Source organism: Citrobacter sp. CK189 (assembly GCF_030333505.1).
Classification (GTDB): Bacteria; Pseudomonadota; Gammaproteobacteria; order Enterobacterales; family Enterobacteriaceae; genus Citrobacter_B; species Citrobacter_B koseri.
Window position 1 is genome coordinate 79,635 of the sequence record NZ_JAOWFV010000036.1, and the last position, 17,310, is coordinate 96,944.

The 17,310-nt window shown below is 53.3% G+C and carries 17 protein-coding genes and 5 tRNA genes; 20 read left to right on the forward strand and 2 right to left on the reverse strand.

The features are described from left to right. The first annotated feature begins 226 nt into the window (after positions 1 to 226). From cydA to pnuC, 18 genes are all read left to right on the forward strand, one after another. The gene (gene cydA / locus OGV83_RS06790) at positions 227 to 1,795 is read left to right on the forward strand and encodes a cytochrome ubiquinol oxidase subunit I (RefSeq protein ID WP_024130525.1); all 1,569 of its coding nucleotides are present in this window, start codon (positions 227 to 229) and stop codon (positions 1,793 to 1,795) included. Positions 1,796 to 1,810: 15 nt separating this feature from the next. Then, entirely contained in the window at positions 1,811 to 2,950 is a 1,140-nt protein-coding gene (cydB, locus tag OGV83_RS06795) for a cytochrome d ubiquinol oxidase subunit II (RefSeq protein ID WP_012133250.1), read from the forward strand. Positions 2,951 to 2,964: 14 nt separating this feature from the next. After that, positions 2,965 to 3,078: a cytochrome bd-I oxidase subunit CydX gene (gene cydX / locus OGV83_RS06800; protein WP_003022970.1), complete on the forward strand. Its 114-nt coding sequence runs from the start codon at positions 2,965 to 2,967 to the stop codon at positions 3,076 to 3,078. Next, positions 3,078 to 3,371, forward strand: a complete 294-nt coding sequence (gene ybgE / locus OGV83_RS06805) for a cyd operon protein YbgE (RefSeq protein ID WP_012133248.1) — start codon at positions 3,078 to 3,080, stop codon at positions 3,369 to 3,371. Before cydX ends, ybgE begins: the two co-directional genes overlap by 1 nt. 149 nt (positions 3,372 to 3,520) lie before the next feature. Continuing rightward, the gene (gene ybgC, locus OGV83_RS06810; RefSeq protein WP_012133247.1) at positions 3,521 to 3,919 is read left to right on the forward strand and encodes a tol-pal system-associated acyl-CoA thioesterase; all 399 of its coding nucleotides are present in this window, start codon (positions 3,521 to 3,523) and stop codon (positions 3,917 to 3,919) included. Beyond that, positions 3,916 to 4,608, forward strand: coding sequence for a Tol-Pal system protein TolQ (gene tolQ, locus OGV83_RS06815; RefSeq protein WP_024130524.1), 693 nt, complete (start codon positions 3,916 to 3,918; stop codon positions 4,606 to 4,608). The genes ybgC and tolQ overlap by 4 nt, the downstream gene beginning before the upstream one ends. Before the next feature lie 3 nt (positions 4,609 to 4,611). After that, complete coding sequence (gene tolR, locus OGV83_RS06820; RefSeq protein WP_012133245.1) at positions 4,612 to 5,040, forward strand: colicin uptake protein TolR; 429 nt, start codon at positions 4,612 to 4,614, stop codon at positions 5,038 to 5,040. Positions 5,041 to 5,103: 63 nt separating this feature from the next. Beyond that, positions 5,104 to 6,330, forward strand: coding sequence for a cell envelope integrity protein TolA (gene tolA, locus OGV83_RS06825; protein WP_047458058.1), 1,227 nt, complete (start codon positions 5,104 to 5,106; stop codon positions 6,328 to 6,330). A 132-nt stretch (positions 6,331 to 6,462) separates the two neighbouring features. Beyond that, the gene (gene tolB / locus OGV83_RS06830; RefSeq protein WP_115609480.1) at positions 6,463 to 7,755 is read left to right on the forward strand and encodes a Tol-Pal system beta propeller repeat protein TolB; all 1,293 of its coding nucleotides are present in this window, start codon (positions 6,463 to 6,465) and stop codon (positions 7,753 to 7,755) included. A gap of 34 nt (positions 7,756 to 7,789) precedes the next feature. Next, entirely contained in the window at positions 7,790 to 8,308 is a 519-nt protein-coding gene (gene pal / locus OGV83_RS06835; RefSeq protein WP_003022983.1) for a peptidoglycan-associated lipoprotein Pal, read from the forward strand. A gap of 9 nt (positions 8,309 to 8,317) precedes the next feature. Then, on the forward strand, positions 8,318 to 9,106 hold the full coding sequence (cpoB, locus tag OGV83_RS06840) for a cell division protein CpoB (RefSeq protein ID WP_012133241.1): 789 nt from the start codon (positions 8,318 to 8,320) through the stop codon (positions 9,104 to 9,106). Between the two features lie 164 nt (positions 9,107 to 9,270). Beyond that, a tRNA-Lys gene (locus tag OGV83_RS06845) sits at positions 9,271 to 9,346 on the forward strand. A 36-nt stretch (positions 9,347 to 9,382) separates the two neighbouring features. Further along, positions 9,383 to 9,458, forward strand: a tRNA-Val gene (locus OGV83_RS06850). Between the two features lie 3 nt (positions 9,459 to 9,461). Further along, positions 9,462 to 9,537: transfer RNA gene (locus tag OGV83_RS06855), tRNA-Lys, on the forward strand. Between the two features lie 145 nt (positions 9,538 to 9,682). After that, positions 9,683 to 9,758, forward strand: a tRNA-Lys gene (locus OGV83_RS06860). A 132-nt stretch (positions 9,759 to 9,890) separates the two neighbouring features. Continuing rightward, positions 9,891 to 9,966 (forward strand) — tRNA-Lys (locus tag OGV83_RS06865). Between the two features lie 397 nt (positions 9,967 to 10,363). Beyond that, positions 10,364 to 11,407 carry a quinolinate synthase NadA gene (gene nadA / locus OGV83_RS06870; protein WP_024130522.1) on the forward strand — a complete coding sequence of 348 codons (1,044 nt, stop codon included), beginning with the start codon at positions 10,364 to 10,366 and terminating at the stop codon, positions 11,405 to 11,407. A gap of 31 nt (positions 11,408 to 11,438) precedes the next feature. After that, on the forward strand, positions 11,439 to 12,158 hold the full coding sequence (pnuC, locus tag OGV83_RS06875; RefSeq protein WP_275055155.1) for a nicotinamide riboside transporter PnuC: 720 nt from the start codon (positions 11,439 to 11,441) through the stop codon (positions 12,156 to 12,158). Here pnuC and zitB read toward each other — a convergent pair. Next, positions 12,155 to 13,096, reverse strand: coding sequence for a CDF family zinc transporter ZitB (gene zitB, locus OGV83_RS06880; RefSeq protein WP_047458052.1), 942 nt, complete (start codon positions 13,094 to 13,096; stop codon positions 12,155 to 12,157). The genes pnuC and zitB overlap by 4 nt on opposite strands. A gap of 112 nt (positions 13,097 to 13,208) precedes the next feature. Further along, positions 13,209 to 13,583 carry a YbgS-like family protein gene (locus OGV83_RS06885; protein WP_110494523.1) on the reverse strand — a complete coding sequence of 125 codons (375 nt, stop codon included), beginning with the start codon at positions 13,581 to 13,583 and terminating at the stop codon, positions 13,209 to 13,211. A 315-nt stretch (positions 13,584 to 13,898) separates the two neighbouring features. On the opposite strand from OGV83_RS06885, the gene aroG reads away from it, so the two are divergent. Then, positions 13,899 to 14,951, forward strand: a complete 1,053-nt coding sequence (gene aroG, locus OGV83_RS06890) for a 3-deoxy-7-phosphoheptulonate synthase AroG (protein ID WP_012133235.1) — start codon at positions 13,899 to 13,901, stop codon at positions 14,949 to 14,951. A gap of 183 nt (positions 14,952 to 15,134) precedes the next feature. Beyond that, on the forward strand, positions 15,135 to 17,303 hold the full coding sequence (locus tag OGV83_RS06895; RefSeq protein WP_049009618.1) for a TonB-dependent receptor: 2,169 nt from the start codon (positions 15,135 to 15,137) through the stop codon (positions 17,301 to 17,303). The last annotated feature ends 7 nt before the right edge of the window (positions 17,304 to 17,310 follow it).

Sequence of the window (17,310 nt, forward strand, 5' to 3'; positions counted from 1 at the left end):
GACTCAATAAAAACCTGTTTATTGTAGGGATTTTACGGCGTAATATATTTGCGGGATCAATTTAGGTTTTTTATTAACATGTTTGTAACTTTTTATCATTGCTGTTTCCTCTGATGATGAAACGGCAACGGTGAAGGGGAGCAAATAAATTTTATTGGGGCATGCGTGTGACCCTTTCTAACGGGGTTCACTCTCGGAGTCTTCATGCGATGAGCAAGGAGTCATGATGTTAGATATAGTCGAACTGTCGCGCTTACAGTTTGCCTTGACCGCGATGTACCACTTCCTGTTTGTGCCGCTGACGCTCGGTATGGCGTTCCTGCTGGCCATTATGGAAACGGTATACGTCCTTTCCGGCAAACAGATTTATAAAGATATGACCAAGTTCTGGGGCAAGTTGTTTGGTATCAACTTCGCTCTGGGTGTGGCTACCGGTCTGACCATGGAGTTCCAGTTCGGGACTAACTGGTCTTACTATTCCCACTATGTAGGGGATATCTTCGGTGCGCCGCTGGCAATCGAAGGTTTGATGGCCTTCTTCCTCGAATCCACCTTTGTAGGTCTGTTCTTCTTTGGCTGGGACCGTCTGGGCAAAGTCCAGCATATGTGTGTCACCTGGCTGGTGGCGCTGGGTTCCAACCTGTCTGCGCTGTGGATACTTGTGGCGAACGGCTGGATGCAGAACCCTATCGCATCGGATTTCAACTTCGAAACCATGCGTATGGAGATGGTGAGCTTCTCCGAACTGGTGCTTAACCCGGTTGCGCAGGTGAAATTCGTTCACACTGTGGCGTCTGGCTATGTGACCGGTGCAATGTTCATCCTCGGTATCAGTGCTTACTACCTGCTGAAAGGCCGCGACATCGCGTTCGCTAAACGCTCCTTTGCTATCGCCGCCAGCTTCGGTATGGCTGCTGTGCTGTCTGTTATCGTGCTGGGTGACGAATCCGGCTACGAAATGGGCGACGTGCAGAAAACCAAACTCGCCGCGATTGAAGCGGAATGGGAAACCCAGCCAGCGCCTGCTTCCTTCACCCTGTTCGGTATCCCGGATCAGGAGACGCAGGAAAACAAACTGGCTATCCAGATCCCTTACGCGCTGGGTATTATCGCGACTCGCTCCGTCGATACGCCGGTCATCGGTCTGAAAGACCTGATGGTGCAGCATGAAGAACGTATCCGTAGCGGGATGAAAGCCTACGCGCTGCTGGAAGAACTGCGTGCCGGTTCTACCGACCAGGCCGTTCGCGACCAGTTCAATAACGTGAAGAAAGATCTGGGCTACGGTCTGCTGCTTAAACGCTATACGCCGAACGTCACTGACGCGACCGAAGCGCAAATTGAGATGGCGACCAAAGACTCCATCCCACGCGTTGCGCCGCTGTACTTTGCGTTCCGTATCATGGTTGCGTGCGGCTTCCTGCTGCTGGCGATCATCGCGCTCTCCTTCTGGAGCGTCATTCGTAACCGCATCGGTGAGAAAAAATGGCTGCTGCGCGCGGCGCTGTACGGCATCCCGCTGCCGTGGATTGCTGTAGAAGCAGGCTGGTTCGTTGCCGAATATGGTCGTCAGCCGTGGGCGATCGGTGAGGTGCTGCCAACCGCCGTGGCGAACTCGTCACTGACGGTCGGTGACCTGCTGTTCTCCATGATCCTGATTTGCGGCCTGTATACCCTGTTCCTGGTGGCGGAGCTGTACTTAATGTTCAAGTTTGCACGCCGTGGCCCAAGCAGCCTGAAAACCGGTCGCTATCACTTTGAGCAGCCCAATGTGGCCTCTCAGCCGGCACGCTAAGACAGGAGTCGTCAAATGATCGATTATGAAGTATTGCGTTTTATCTGGTGGCTGCTGGTTGGCATTCTGCTGATCGGTTTTGCGGTTACCGATGGCTTCGACATGGGGGTGGGCATGCTCACCCGTTTCCTCGGTCGTAACGACACCGAGCGTCGAATTATGATCAACTCCATCGCCCCGCACTGGGATGGTAACCAGGTGTGGCTGATCACCGCCGGTGGCGCGCTGTTCGCCGCCTGGCCGATGGTTTACGCTGCGGCGTTTTCTGGTTTCTATGTGGCGATGATCCTCGTGCTGGCGTCCTTGTTCTTCCGTCCGGTCGGTTTTGACTACCGTTCCAAGATTGAAGACACCCGCTGGCGCAACATGTGGGACTGGGGCATCTTCGTGGGGAGCTTTGTGCCGCCGCTGGTTATCGGCGTGGCGTTCGGCAACCTGTTGCAGGGCGTACCGTTCCATATCGACGAGTATCTGCGTCTGTACTACACCGGTAACTTCTTCCAACTGCTGAACCCGTTTGGCCTGCTGGCAGGTATCGTCAGCGTAGGGATGATCATTACCCAGGGCGCGACCTATCTGCAAATGCGTACCGTGGGTGAGCTGCACCTGCGTTCCCGCACGACGGCACAGGTAGCCGCGCTGGTTACGCTGGTGTGCTTCGCGCTGGCGGGCGTATGGGTGGTTTACGGTATTGATGGTTATGTCGTGACTTCCGCGATGGATCATCACGCCGCATCTAACCCGCTGACCAAAGAAGTCGCGCGTGAAGCCGGTGCGTGGATGGTGAACTTCAACAGTACGCCGATCCTGTGGCTGGTTCCGGCGCTGGGCGTGGTTCTGCCGCTGCTGACTATCCTGACCTCCCGTATGGAGAAAGGAGCATGGGCATTCCTGTTCTCTTCTCTGACCCTGGCCTGCATCATCCTGACTGCCGGTATCGCAATGTTCCCGTTTGTGATGCCTTCCAGCACCATGATGAATGCGAGCCTGACCATGTGGGATGCGACCTCCAGCCAGAGAACGCTGAACCTGATGACCTGGGTTGCGTTGGTGTTTGTACCGATCATTCTGATCTACACCAGCTGGTGTTACTGGAAAATGTTCGGCCGCATCACTAAAGAACATATTGAAAGCAACACCCACTCTCTGTACTAAGTAAGGAGCTAAAAATGTGGTATTTCGCATGGATTCTGGGAACGCTTCTTGCCTGTGCATTTGGGATAATCACTGCGCTGGCGCTTGAGCACGTAGAATCAGGTAAAGCCGGACAAGAAGACAGCTAATGACCAGTATTATCGCAACGTTGTATGCGGTAATGGATAAGCGCCCATTACGGGCGCTTTCCTTTATGCTGGCGTTAGTGTTAGCAGGCTGCATCTTCTGGGACCCGACGCGTTTCGCGGCGAAAACAAGCGAGCTGGAAATCTGGCATGGTTTTCTGCTGATGTGGGCCGTCTGTACGGGCGTGATTCATGGCGTAGGATTTCGTCCTCGCGCCGTTCACTGGCAGGGGATCTTTTGCCCGCTGCTCGCCGATATCGTGCTTATTGTTGGTCTGATTTTTTTCTTCTTTTGAATAAGAAGTATCCTTAAAAATTTATGGGTTTTCATAAGCCCATAAATTTTTACTCTCCCTTAACTTCCCCCCATTCCCAAGCCTCATCCGCGCGCGTATAGTAGCAACGTTTAAAAGCGTTAACTTTTTTTGCATTACCGGGATGTACAGTGAATATATTTCGATGGCCGGTTCGTGTCTATTATGAGGATACCGACGCCGGTGGTGTGGTTTACCACGCCAGTTACGTCGCTTTTTATGAAAGAGCACGCACAGAGATGCTGCGTCATCATCACTTCAGTCAACAGGTGCTGTTGGCTGAACGGGTTGCCTTCGTGGTGCGTAAAATGACGCTGGAATATTATGCGCCTGCGCGACTCGACGATATGCTCGAAGTCCAAACTGAAATTACGTCAATGCGTGGCACCTCTTTGGTTTTCACGCAACGCATTGTCAACGCAGAGAACAACGTGCTCAACGAAGCGGAAGTTCTGATTGTTTGCGTTGATCCACTCAAAATGAAGCCTCGTGCGCTTCCCAAGTCTATTGTCGCGGAGTTTAAGCAGTGACTGACATGAATATCCTTGATTTGTTCCTGAAGGCAAGTCTTCTGGTTAAACTTATCATGTTGATTTTGATTGGTTTTTCAATCGCATCCTGGGCTATCATCATCCAGCGGACTCGTATTCTTAACGCTGCGGCGCGCGAAGCGGAAGCGTTCGAAGATAAATTCTGGTCTGGAATCGAGCTGTCTCGCCTGTATCAGGAGAGCCAGGGGCGTCGTGATAGCCTCGCGGGTTCGGAACAAATCTTCTATAGCGGGTTCAAAGAGTTTGTGCGTCTGCATCGTGCAAACAACCATGCGCCGGAAGCGGTTGTTGAGGGGGCGTCTCGTGCGATGCGTATCTCCATGAACCGTGAGCTGGAAACATTAGAGACGCACATTCCTTTCCTCGGCACCGTAGGTTCCATCAGTCCGTATATTGGTCTGTTTGGTACGGTATGGGGGATTATGCACGCGTTTATCGCCCTCGGTGCGGTGAAACAGGCGACGCTGCAAATGGTGGCGCCGGGTATCGCGGAAGCGCTGATTGCAACGGCTATCGGTCTGTTTGCGGCGATTCCAGCGGTTATGGCCTACAACCGCCTGAATCAGCGCGTGAACAAGCTGGAACTGAATTACGACAACTTTATGGAAGAGTTCACCGCCATTCTGCACCGTCAGGCGTTTACCAGTAGCGAGAGCAACAAGGGGTAAGCCATGGCCAGAACGCGTGGACGAGGTCGTCGCGATCTCAAGTCCGAAATCAACATTGTACCGTTGCTCGACGTACTGTTGGTGCTGTTGCTGATTTTCATGGCGACGGCGCCGATCATTACCCAGAGTGTGGAAGTCGATCTGCCGGACGCGACCGAGTCGCAGGCCGTCAGCACCAATGACGATCCGCCGGTCATTATTGAAGTTTCCGGTATTGGGCAATACAGCGTGGTGGTTGAGAAAGACAGGATGGATCAGTTGCCGCCAGAGCAGGTTATTGCCGAAGCGAAAAGTCGCCTGGAGTCCAATCCGAAAACGGTCTTCTTAATCGGTGGCGCGAAAGACGTGCCTTACGATGAAATAATTAAAGCGCTGAACTTGTTACACAGTGCGGGCGTGAAATCGGTTGGCTTGATGACGCAGCCTATCTGATCTTCTGCGTCTCCGGGACGTAAAGATAGCAAGTAACAGGCGCACAGTTTTTGGGAACCGAGAGTGTCAAAGGCAACCGAACAAAACGACAAGCTCAAACGGGCGATAATTATTTCAGCGGTACTGCATGTCATCTTATTTGCAGTGCTGATCTGGAGTTCGTTCGATGAGCATATAGAGGCTTCAGCCGGGGGCGGCGGTGGTTCTTCCATCGACGCCGTCATGGTCGATCCCGGCGCAGTTGTTCAGCAGTACGATCGTCAGCAGCAGCAACAGGCGAGCGCGAAGCGTGCGGCGGAACAGCGTGAAAAACAGGCGCAGCAGCAAGCTGAAGAGCTTCGCGAGAAGCAGGCGGCTGAACAGGAACGACTGAAGCAACTTGAGAAAGAACGTTTAGCCGCGCAGGAACAGGCGCGCGAGCAGGCGGAACAGCAGAAACAAGCGGAAGCGGCCGCGAAGAAAGCGCAGGAGCAGCAGAAACAGGCTGAAGAAGCGGCGGCGAAAGCCGCAGCGGATGCGAAAGCGAAAGCGGACGCGCAGGCTAAAGCAGCGGCGGAAGCGCAGAAGAAAGCGGAAGCTGAAGCGGTAAAAGCGGCTGCTGATGCGAAGAAGAAAGCCGAAGCTGAAGCGGCAAAAGCCGCCGCCGACGCGAAGAAAAAAGCGGAAGCCGAGGCGGCTAAGCAGGCTCAGGCAGAGGCCGCGAAGAAAGCCGCAGCAGAAAAGGCTGCTGCTGAAAAAGCGGCCGCAGAGAAGAAAGCTGCCGCCGACAAAGCCGCCGCTGAGAAAGCGGCAGCAGCAAAAAAAGCTGCTGCTGAGAAGGCTGCTGCCGATAAGAAAGCTGCGGCAGATAAAGCGGCTGCTGCGAAGAAAGCCGCAGCCGAAAAAGCCGCTGCCGCATCTGGCGTCGATGACCTGTTGGGCGATTTAAGCTCCGGTAAGAATGCGCCGAAAACCGGTGGCGGAGCGGCAGGAAGCAATGCTTCTCCTGCGGGGAGTGGTAATACTAAAAACAATGGCGCATCAGGCGCGGATATCAGCAACTATGCCGGGCAGATTAAATCGGCCATTGAAAGTAAGTTTTACGACGCATCGTCCTATGCAGGTAAAACCTGTACGCTGCGTATAAAACTGGCGCCAGACGGCCTGTTGCTGGATATTCAGTCTGAAGGTGGCGATCCCGCGCTTTGTCAGGCAGCGCTTGCTGCGGCCCGACAGGCGAAGATTCCAAAACCACCAAGCCAGGCGGTATACGAAGTGTTTAAAAACGCACCTCTGGACTTTAAACCGTAAGCTAAACTTTCCCCGTCACGGCGGGGAAAGGCACGCAACGAGAGTCGCTGGGTTCTGGTAGTTTTGTGTATTTGAGTTTGTTAACATTCTGCTAAATTATCGTGGGCTTTCCGCCCGGATAAGGGAGATATGATGAAGCAGGCATTACGAGTAGCATTTGGTTTCTTAATGCTGTGGGCAGCGGTGCTGCACGCAGAAGTACGTATCGAGATCACCCAGGGGGTGGACTCGGCGCGCCCGATTGGCGTTGTGCCATTCCAGTGGGCAGGGCCGGGAGCTGCGCCTGAAGATATTGGCGGCATCGTTGGCGCTGACCTGCGCAACAGCGGTAAATTCAATCCGTTGGATCGTTCTCGTCTGCCGCAGCAGCCGGGTACGGCGCAAGAAGTTCAGCCGGCGGCATGGTCTGCGCTGGGTATTGATGCGGTTGTTGTCGGCCAGGTGACTCCGAATCCTGACGGTTCCTACAATGTTGCTTATCAGCTGGTTGACACCGGCGGCGCACCGGGTACTGTACTGGCGCAGAACTCTTACAAAGTGAACAAGCAGTGGCTGCGTTATGCTGGCCATACTGCAAGTGATGAAGTGTTTGAGAAGCTGACCGGCATCAAGGGCGCATTCCGCACCCGTATCGCTTACGTTGTGCAGACTAACGGCGGCCAGTTCCCGTATGAGTTGCGCGTGTCTGACTACGATGGCTACAACCAGTTCGTGGTTCACCGTTCTCCGCAGCCGCTGATGTCTCCGGCGTGGTCTCCTGACGGCTCTAAACTGGCCTACGTGACCTTCGAAAGCGGTCGTTCCGCGCTGGTTATCCAGACGCTGGCTAACGGGGCTGTGCGTCAGGTTGCGTCGTTCCCGCGTCACAACGGCGCGCCTGCGTTCTCGCCGGATGGCAGCAAACTGGCGTTTGCGTTGTCTAAAACCGGTAGCCTGAACCTGTATGTGATGGACATTGGTTCTGGTCAGATTCGTCAGGTGACGGATGGTCGCAGCAACAACACCGAACCAACATGGTTCCCGGACAGCCAGAACCTGGCCTTTACCTCTGACCAGGCCGGTCGTCCGCAGGTGTATAAAGTTAACGTGAACGGCGGTGCTCCGCAGCGTATCACTTGGGAAGGTTCGCAAAACCAGGATGCGGATGTGAGCAGCGACGGTAAATTTATGGTAATGGTAAGCTCGGCGAATGGTCAGCAGCACATTGCCAAACAAGATCTGGTAGCGGGTGGCGTACAGGTTCTGTCGTCAACGTTCCTGGATGAAACGCCAAGTCTGGCACCTAACGGCACTATGGTAATCTACAGCTCTTCTCAGGGGATGGGATCCGTGCTGAATTTGGTTTCTACAGATGGGCGTTTCAAGGCGCGTCTTCCGGCAACTGATGGTCAGGTTAAATCCCCTGCCTGGTCGCCGTATCTGTGATAATAATTAATTGATTAGTAAAGGAATCATTGAAATGCAACTGAACAAAGTGCTGAAAGGGCTGATGATCGCTCTGCCTGTTATGGCAATTGCTGCATGTTCTTCCAACAAGAACGCCAGCAATGACGGCAGCGAAGGCATGCTGGGTGCAGGCACTGGTATGGATGCGAACGGCAGCGGCAACATGTCTTCTGAAGAGCAAGCGCGTTTGCAGATGCAGCAATTGCAGCAGAACAACATCGTTTACTTCGATCTGGACAAGTACGATATCCGTTCTGACTTCGCGGCAATGCTGGATGCGCACGCTAACTTCCTGCGTAGCAACCCGTCTTACAAAGTCACCGTAGAAGGTCATGCGGACGAACGTGGTACTCCTGAGTACAACATCTCCCTGGGCGAACGCCGTGCTAACGCTGTTAAGATGTACTTGCAGGGTAAAGGCGTTTCTGCTGACCAGATCTCCATCGTTTCTTACGGTAAAGAAAAACCCGCAGTACTGGGTCACGACGAAGCGGCTTACGCTAAAAACCGTCGTGCCGTACTGGTTTACTAAGAGAATTGCATGAGCAGTAACTTCAGACATCACCTGTTGAGTCTGTCGTTACTGGTTGGCATAGCGGCCCCCTGGGCCGCTTTTGCTCAGGCGCCAATCAGTAGTGTCGGCTCAGGCTCGGTCGAAGACCGCGTCACTCAACTCGAGCGTATTTCGAATGCTCACAGCCAGCTTTTAACCCAACTCCAGCAACAACTCTCTGATAATCAGTCCGATATTGATTCCCTGCGTGGTCAAATCCAGGAAAGTCAGTATCAGCTGAATCAGGTTGTTGAACGGCAGAAGCAGATCCTGCTACAGATGGACAGTCTGAGCAGCGGTAGCGCAGCGACGCCGTCGGCGGGCGGCGAGCAAAGCGGGGCGGCAACCGCAACACCTGCGCCTGGCGCGGGCGCGGCGACGTCAGGTGCGCCGGTACAAAGCGGCGACGCCAATACCGATTACAATGCGGCAATTGCTCTGGTGCAGGATAAGTCCCGCCAGGATGATGCGATTGTGGCGTTTCAGAACTTCATCAAAAAATACCCGGACTCAACTTATCAGCCGAATGCCAATTACTGGCTCGGCCAGTTGAATTACAACAAGGGTAAAAAAGATGATGCCGCATTTTATTTTGCCTCGGTAGTCAAAAACTACCCGAAGTCACCAAAAGCGGCTGACGCGATGTACAAAGTCGGCGTCATCATGCAGGACAAAGGCGACGCGGCAAAAGCCAAAGCGGTTTATCAGCAGGTTATCAGTAAATACCCTGGCACTGATGGCGCAAAACAAGCGCAAAAACGTCTTAACGCGATGTAATGCACACCACGCGACCAGAAATCGCGTTATTTCTGGTCTCGTCGTGCGATTCCTAAGCAGTTGAGTGATCTACATCGAAATTTTTGTTGCGCTGAAATCTGAAATCAGTAATATATGCCGCCGTTGCCAGGGGATATCAAACAAACCGAAAGCAGCGCAAAAGTGGGTCGTTAGCTCAGTTGGTAGAGCAGTTGACTTTTAATCAATTGGTCGCAGGTTCGAATCCTGCACGACCCACCACTAATTTAGTTAGTAAGCAGTATCCAGCGTAGTATCGGGTGATTAGCTCAGCTGGGAGAGCACCTCCCTTACAAGGAGGGGGTCGGCGGTTCGATCCCGTCATCACCCACCACTCGGGTCGTTAGCTCAGTTGGTAGAGCAGTTGACTTTTAATCAATTGGTCGCAGGTTCGAATCCTGCACGACCCACCAGTTTTAGCATCACACTCAGATGTTAAGCGTGAAGGATAACGTTGCATCAGCAACGGCCCGAAGGGCGAGGCGAAGCCGAGTCATCCTGCACGACCCACCAATTTTAAATTGGTGCCGAGTAAAATCTTTCAGGTAACACCCGTATGGGTCGTTAGCTCAGTTGGTAGAGCAGTTGACTTTTAATCAATTGGTCGCAGGTTCGAATCCTGCACGACCCACCAGTTTTAAAGGTGGTTACTGGTAGAGAACGTGAAGGATAACGTTGCGTCAGCAACGGCCCGAAGGGCGAGGCGAAGCCGAGTCATCCTGCACGACCCACCATCCTGAATGATTAAGCAGTAAAATCCCGCAAGGGGTCGTTAGCTCAGTTGGTAGAGCAGTTGACTTTTAATCAATTGGTCGCAGGTTCGAATCCTGCACGACCCACCAATTTTAACATTGCACTCAGATGTTAAACGTGAAGGATAACGTTGCGTCAGCAACGGCCCGAAGGGCGAGGCGAAGCCGAGTCATCCTGCACGACCCACCAATGTAAAAAGGCGCCCTAAAGGCGCCTTTTTACTATGCGCAGAATTTGTGCCTGATGGCGCTGCGCTTATCAGGCCTACAGCGATACACTCGTTCAGGTCGGATAAGACGTCAGCTGGCGACTCGTAGGCCGGATAAGGCGCTTGCGCCGCCATCCGGCATTATCAAGCGCAATTGTTGTGACTTTTGCCAGCCAATCGGCTATCTTGTTTAGCATATAAAACAAATTTAACCGATTGTGGCGTGGGTTACGCTTTATATCGGTTATTTCGTTAAGCCAGTAAAACGAGAAAGCATGATGAGCGTAATGTTTGACCCGGAAGCCGCAATCTATCCGTTTCCGCCGAAACCGACCCCGCTAAGCGTGGATGAAAAGCAATTCTACCGCGAGAAAATCAAACGTCTGCTGAAAGCGCGCGATGCCGTCATGGTGGCGCACTATTACACCGATCCCGAAATCCAGCAACTGGCTGAAGAAACCGGAGGATGCATTTCCGACTCGCTGGAGATGGCGCGATTTGGCGCGAAACATCCTGCCTCCACGTTGCTGGTCGCTGGCGTCCGTTTTATGGGCGAGACGGCCAAAATTCTCAGCCCGGAAAAAACCATCCTGATGCCGACTCTACAGGCGGAATGCTCGCTGGATCTGGGTTGTCCGATTGACGAATTTAGCGCGTTTTGCGACGCCCACCCGGATCGCACGGTAGTGGTTTACGCCAACACGTCTGCTGCCGTCAAAGCCCGCGCTGACTGGGTTGTTACCTCCAGTATCGCCGTTGAACTGATTGAACATCTGGACAGTCTGGGCGAGAAAATTATCTGGGCGCCGGATCGCCACCTGGGACATTACGTGCAAAAGCAGACCGGCGCGGATGTGCTCTGCTGGCAGGGGGCCTGTATCGTTCATGATGAATTTAAAACCCAGGCGTTGACCCGGATGAAAGGTTTGTACCCGGATGCCGCCGTGCTGGTGCATCCTGAGTCGCCACAATCGATTGTCGATATGGCGGATGCCGTCGGGTCTACCAGCCAGCTGATTAATGCCGCCCGCACGCTGCCGCATAAGCAGCTTATTGTGGCGACCGACCGGGGAATTTTCTATAAAATGCAGCAGGCGGTGCCTGATAAAGAGTTGCTTGAAGCGCCGACAGCCGGAGAAGGGGCGACCTGCCGTAGCTGCGCGCATTGTCCGTGGATGGCGATGAACGGCCTTAAGGCAATTGCTGAGGGGTTAGAGCAGGGCGGGCAGGCCCATGAGATTCACGTTGACCAGGCGTTGCGAGAAGGGGCGTTGCTGCCGCTCAACCGTATGCTGGAATTTGCGGCTACACTACGAGCGTAAAACGTAAAACGTAAAACGCTCTGGGGGAAAGATGGATTTTTTTAGCACACAGAACATTCTGGTTCATATTCCAATTGGCGCTGGCGGTTACGACCTGTCATGGATTGAAGCTGTCGGCACCGTTGCGGGGTTGCTGTGTATCGGGCTTGCCAGCCTGGAAAAGATCAGCAACTATTTTTTCGGCCTGATTAACGTGACGCTATTCGCGATCATCTTTTTTCAGATCCAACTCTACGCCAGCCTGTTGCTTCAGGTATTTTTCTTTGCCGCCAATATTTACGGCTGGTATGCCTGGTCCCGCAAAACAAGCCAGCATGAGATTGAATTGAAAATTCGCTGGCTGCCGCTGCCAAAAGCGCTGGCCTGGCTGGCGGTATGCGTGGTGGCGATAGGCCTGATGACCGCGTATATCGATCCGGTATTTGCTTTCCTGACTCGCGTCGCCATCAACCTGATGCAGGCGCTGGGATTGTCGGTCGCCGTGCCGGAATTGCAGCCTGATGCCTTCCCGTTCTGGGACTCCTGCATGATGGTGCTGTCGATTGTGGCGATGATCCTGATGACGCGCAAGTACGTCGAAAACTGGCTGCTGTGGGTGATTATCAACGTGATAAGCGTGGTGATCTTCGCACTGCAAGGCGTCTATGCGATGTCGCTGGAGTATCTGATCCTGACCTTCATCGCCCTGAATGGCAGCCGGATGTGGATCAACAGCGCGCGCGAACGAGGCTCACACGCGCTTTCCAGTTAGTGGTGATGATGCGAATGGCCGGATAGCCCCTGATTCAGGTGGCAGTCCGGCCCGTTGCACGGCTGATATTCCATCTGAATGGTGGCGTGCTCAATCTGGTAATGGTGAATCAGGAAATGCTGGATGCGCGCCAGCAACGCGTCATGATCGTGCGGCGGGATCACCTGCACATGCAGCGTCATCACGGGTTTTTCTCCTATCATCCAGACATGGACGTGATGCACATTGCGTACTTCGGGAATATCCCGGCTGAGATGGCGACGCAACGCCGCGATATCCAGCGAAACCGGCGCGCCTTCCAGTAATTCATTTACGCTGTCTTTTAACAGACGCCAGGCGCTGCGTAACACCAGTATGGAAACCAGGATCGAGAGAATCGGGTCCGCTGGCGTCCAGCCTGTCCAGATGATAATCAGTGCGGCAAAAATGGCGCCGACCGATCCCAGTAAATCCCCCATCACATGCAGCGCGGCGGCACGCACATTGAGGTTTTTTTCTTCATTCCCCCGGTGCAGGAGCCAGAACGCGAACACGTTGGCGAGCAAACCCGCCACTGCGATAGTCATCATCATGCCGCCTGCGACAGGGCGTGGCGTATAGAAGCGCTGAATGGCTTCCCAGACGATTAAAAGAGTAATCACCACTAATGCGATGGCGTTAACAAACGCGGCCAGCGTTGTCAGTCTCAGCCAGCCGAAAGTGTGGCGAATGGTTGGAGGACGACGGGAAAACTGTACGGCCATCAGAGCGAACAACAGGGCTGCGGCATCGGTAAGCATATGCCCGGCGTCGGCCAGCAGCGCCAGCGATCCTGAAAGAATGCCGCCCACCACTTCAACCAGCATAAATCCGGCGGTGACACAAAATGCGAACAGCAACCGACGCGCGTTCTTATCTTCCGGCAGATGCGAAGCAGTATGAGAGTGTGAATGTGCCATCGTGTCATCCCTTTGTTATTTTCATTATTACTGTATGACATCATACAAGTTTTGGGCTGACAAAATAAAAAGGAGAGCGTCAGCCCTCCCGTTACCTGGCCTTTTTTCAGGCTTACTGCGTGGTGCCATCGGTTTTAGTATCAACGTCGTTGTTGATGCCGTCGCCGGTCTCCACTTTCTTATTCACGTCCGGGCAGCGGCCGTCCTTACACATGGTGTTTTTATGCACTTCATCGGAGGTCATGCCGTCGTGGTTCATTGATGAGCCATCCGGGTGAAGCATGGTGCCGCCGGAATTAATCTGGCTGTTGTCCACATTGTTTGGCGCGATGTTTTCGCGGGCGTCAGGGGCGACCTGTCCGGCATCCGCCGAAGAGTTTGCCTGTCCGTTGTTGGACTGCGTATTCGCGTCAGCGGCCAACGCTGCGCCACTGGCAAGGCTGAGTATGGCAGTAAGAAAAAGTGTGGCCAGTTTTGTCATTTTCATAAGATGCTCCTGTTATGGTCGATATGTCGGATAACTCTTCCAACAGTGCATGTGCCAGTAAAATCTCAGAGAGGGGTTAAAGATCCCGCACTGGCGATTTAGCCCAGCAGAGAATCTTGAAAAAACTCACAAAAAGAGTGTTTGCAGTTAAAAATTGTAGGTTAGATCTCGTTTTTCGCTACTTTCTGGCGTTTTTTTTCCTAATTCCAGGATTAGTCCGTTCGAAGTGTAAAAGTCAGTTTACACTTTTTAGCCAAAGAGATAGATTGAAGGGATTGCATTTAATTAGATAAGTATGGCAACACTGGAATAATCATGAATTATCAGAACGACGATTTACGTATTAAAGAGATCAACGAGTTATTACCGCCAGTCGCACTCCTTGAAAAATTTCCCGCTACAGAGAATGCAGCAAACACCGTTGCCCATGCCCGCAAAGCGATTCATAAAATCCTGAAAGGGAATGACGATCGCCTGCTGGTGGTGATTGGGCCGTGCTCAATTCATGATCCGGTTGCCGCCAAAGAGTATGCCGCTCGTTTAATGACGCTGCGTGAAGAGTTAAAAGGCGAGCTTGAAATTGTCATGCGCGTCTATTTTGAAAAACCGCGCACCACGGTGGGCTGGAAAGGGCTGATCAACGATCCGCATATGGATAACAGCTTCCAGATTAACGATGGCCTGCGTATTGCCCGCAAGTTATTGCTCGACATTAACGACAGCGGATTACCTGCTGCGGGTGAGTTCCTTGATATGATCACCCCGCAATACCTGGCGGATCTGATGAGCTGGGGCGCGATTGGTGCACGTACCACGGAGTCTCAGGTACACCGCGAGCTGGCCTCCGGTCTTTCCTGCCCGGTCGGCTTTAAAAATGGCACCGACGGCACCATCAAAGTAGCGATTGACGCCATCAATGCCGCCGGTGCGCCTCACTGCTTCCTCTCCGTCACTAAGTGGGGGCACTCCGCCATTGTGAATACCAGCGGCAACGGCGACTGCCACATTATTCTGCGTGGAGGCAAAGAGCCAAACTACAGCGCGCAACATGTGGCAGAAGTAAAAGAAGGTCTTGCTAAAGCGGGGCTTGCGCCGCAGGTTATGATCGATTTCAGCCATGCGAACTCCTCCAAACAGTTTAAAAAGCAGATGGACGTTTGTGCGGATGTTTGCCAGCAGATTGCGCGTGGCGAAAACGCGATCATTGGCGTGATGGTGGAAAGCCATCTGGTGGAAGGTAATCAGAGCCTGGAAAGCGGCGAACCGCTGACCTACGGTAAGAGCGTTACCGACGCCTGCATCGGCTGGGAAGATACGGATGCGCTGCTGCGTCAGTTGTCGAATGCGGTGAAAGCCCGTCGCGGATAATTCCTCCTGCCAACGCACGTTGCGCAATTGAAAAACCGGCAAATCAGGCCGGTTTTTTTCTACTAACTGTTTGTAATCCAAAAGAGTTAGTTCTTTGTTTAAAAGTTTTGATGTGATCGTGATCAACTTTTTACACTTATATCGGTCGTAATATAAATTTTTACATAACGATTGATAATACAAATGAATAAGCCCACTCAACTGGCAACGCTGTTGCCTCTTCTCATTTCCCTGGCGCCGCACAGCGCACATGCGGCAAACACCTCTGAAGATGAAATTATCGTCACCAGCCAGCCTTCTGCCGATACCACGCATGCCGCTTCCGGCGCTGGATTCAAAACCAATGATATCGATGTCGGGCCGCTGGGCAATAAAGCCTGGGTTGATACACCGTATTCGACCACGACCGTCACCAAAGAGATGATTGAGAACCAGCAGGCGCAAAGCGTGAGCGAACTGCTGAAATACTCGCCCAGCACACAAATGCAGGCGCGCGGCGGCATGGATGTCGGCAGACCGCAGAGCCGGGGGATGCAGGGCAGCGTGGTTGCCAACAGCCGCCTGGATGGGTTGAACATCGTCTCAACCACCGCTTTCCCCGTTGAGATGCTGGAACGCCTGGATGTGCTCAATAGCCTGACCGGCGCGCTGTACGGCCCGGCAAGTCCGGCCGGGCAGTTTAATTTTGTCGCCAAACGCCCAACGGAAGAGACGCTGCGCAAAGTCACTCTGGGTTATCAAAGCCGGAGCGCCTTCACCGGGCATGTTGATTTGGGCGGACACATTGATGATGACAACCGTTTTGGCTATCGCGTGAATGTGCTGAATCAGGAAGGTGAAGGGAATCTGGATGACAGTACGCTGCGCCGTAAGTTGCTTTCCGTGGCGCTGGACTGGAATATTCAGCCAGGCACGCAATTGCAGCTGGATGCCAGCCACTATGAGTTTATTCAAAAAGGCTATCCGGGAAGCTTCAGCTATGGCCCGAACATTAAATTGCCTTCCGCCCCCGATCCCAAAGATAAAAATCTGGCGCTCAGCACGGCCGGGAACGATCTGACAACCGACACGGTGAGCACGCGTCTTATTCATTATCTCAATGATGACTGGTCCGTAACGGCGGGCGTTGGCTGGCAGCAGGCGGATCGTGCGATGCGTAACGTATCCAGCAAAATTATCAATAACCAGGGCGATATCAGCCGTTCGCTGAAAGACTCTACTGCCGCAGGACGTTTTCGCGTACTGAGCAATACCGCCACGCTTAACGGTCATGTTGATACCGGTTCTGTCGGGCATGATATTGCGCTCTCGACCACCGGTTATGTCTGGTCGCTGTACAGTGCGAAAGGGACGGGGCCGTCTTATAGCTGGGACACCACCAATATGTACCACCCCTCTGAGATGTACGAAAAGGGCGATGGCAAAATCATAACCGGTGGGGATCGTTATAAATCCAGCGTCAACACGCAACAGAGCATTACCCTTGGGGATACCGTGACTTTCACGCCGAAATGGTCGGCGATGTTCTACTTGAGCCAGAGCTGGATTCAGTCGCAGAACTACAATAAAAGCGGTCATAAAACCGGCCAGATTGATGAGAACGGTTTAAGCCCGAATGCGGCGTTGATGTATAAAATCACCCCGAATGTGATGGCCTACGTCAGCTATGCGGAGTCGCTGGAACAGGGCGGGACGGCGCCAACCAATAGCGACGTGAAAAATGCCGGGCAAACCCTCGACCCGTATCGCAGCAAACAATATGAGATGGGGCTAAAAGCCGATGTCTCCGGGATGAATCTGGGGGCGGCGTTGTTCCGTCTTGAGCGTCCATTTGCCTATGTCGATCCCGGCGATAACGTCTATAAGGAACAGGGGAACCAGGTCAATAACGGTCTGGAGCTGACGGCCTCCGGTAATGTCTGGCAAGGGCTGAATATCTACAGCGGCGTGACGCTCCTCGATCCGAAACTGAAAGATACGGTGAGCGATACCACCAGCGATAAACGGGTGGTAGGCGTACCGAAAGTGCAGGCGAACATGCTGGCGGAGTACAGCTTACCGTCGATGCCGGAATGGGTATACAGCGCTAACGTTCACTATACCGGCAAGCGTGCCGCCAACGATACCAACACCGCATGGGCCAGCAGCTACACCACCTGGGACCTGGGCACCCGCTACACCACGAAAATCAGCAACGTGCCGACCACCTTCCGCGTGGTGGTTAACAACGTGTTCGATAAACACTACTGGGCATCAATCTTCCCGTCAGGCACCGATGGCGATAACGGTTCACCCAGCGCCTTTATCGGCAGCGGGCGTGAAGTTCGCGCCTCCGTCACGTTTGATTTTTAAAGGATGG

Coding starts and splice junctions, on each gene's coding strand:
- cydA (WP_024130525.1), top strand. CDS start 227: ATGTTAGATATAGTCGAACTGTCGCGCTTACAGTTTGCCTTGACCGCG.
- cydB (WP_012133250.1), top strand. CDS start 1,811: ATGATCGATTATGAAGTATTGCGTTTTATCTGGTGGCTGCTGGTTGGC.
- cydX (WP_003022970.1), top strand. CDS start 2,965: ATGTGGTATTTCGCATGGATTCTGGGAACGCTTCTTGCCTGTGCATTT.
- ybgE (WP_012133248.1), top strand. CDS start 3,078: ATGACCAGTATTATCGCAACGTTGTATGCGGTAATGGATAAGCGCCCA.
- tolR (WP_012133245.1), top strand. CDS start 4,612: ATGGCCAGAACGCGTGGACGAGGTCGTCGCGATCTCAAGTCCGAAATC.
- tolB (WP_115609480.1), top strand. CDS start 6,463: ATGAAGCAGGCATTACGAGTAGCATTTGGTTTCTTAATGCTGTGGGCA.
- pal (WP_003022983.1), top strand. CDS start 7,790: ATGCAACTGAACAAAGTGCTGAAAGGGCTGATGATCGCTCTGCCTGTT.
- cpoB (WP_012133241.1), top strand. CDS start 8,318: ATGAGCAGTAACTTCAGACATCACCTGTTGAGTCTGTCGTTACTGGTT.
- nadA (WP_024130522.1), top strand. CDS start 10,364: ATGAGCGTAATGTTTGACCCGGAAGCCGCAATCTATCCGTTTCCGCCG.
- pnuC (WP_275055155.1), top strand. CDS start 11,439: ATGGATTTTTTTAGCACACAGAACATTCTGGTTCATATTCCAATTGGC.
- zitB (WP_047458052.1), bottom strand. CDS start 13,096: ATGGCACATTCACACTCTCATACTGCTTCGCATCTGCCGGAAGATAAG.
- OGV83_RS06885 (WP_110494523.1), bottom strand. CDS start 13,583: ATGAAAATGACAAAACTGGCCACACTTTTTCTTACTGCCATACTCAGC.
- aroG (WP_012133235.1), top strand. CDS start 13,899: ATGAATTATCAGAACGACGATTTACGTATTAAAGAGATCAACGAGTTA.
- OGV83_RS06895 (WP_049009618.1), top strand. CDS start 15,135: ATGAATAAGCCCACTCAACTGGCAACGCTGTTGCCTCTTCTCATTTCC.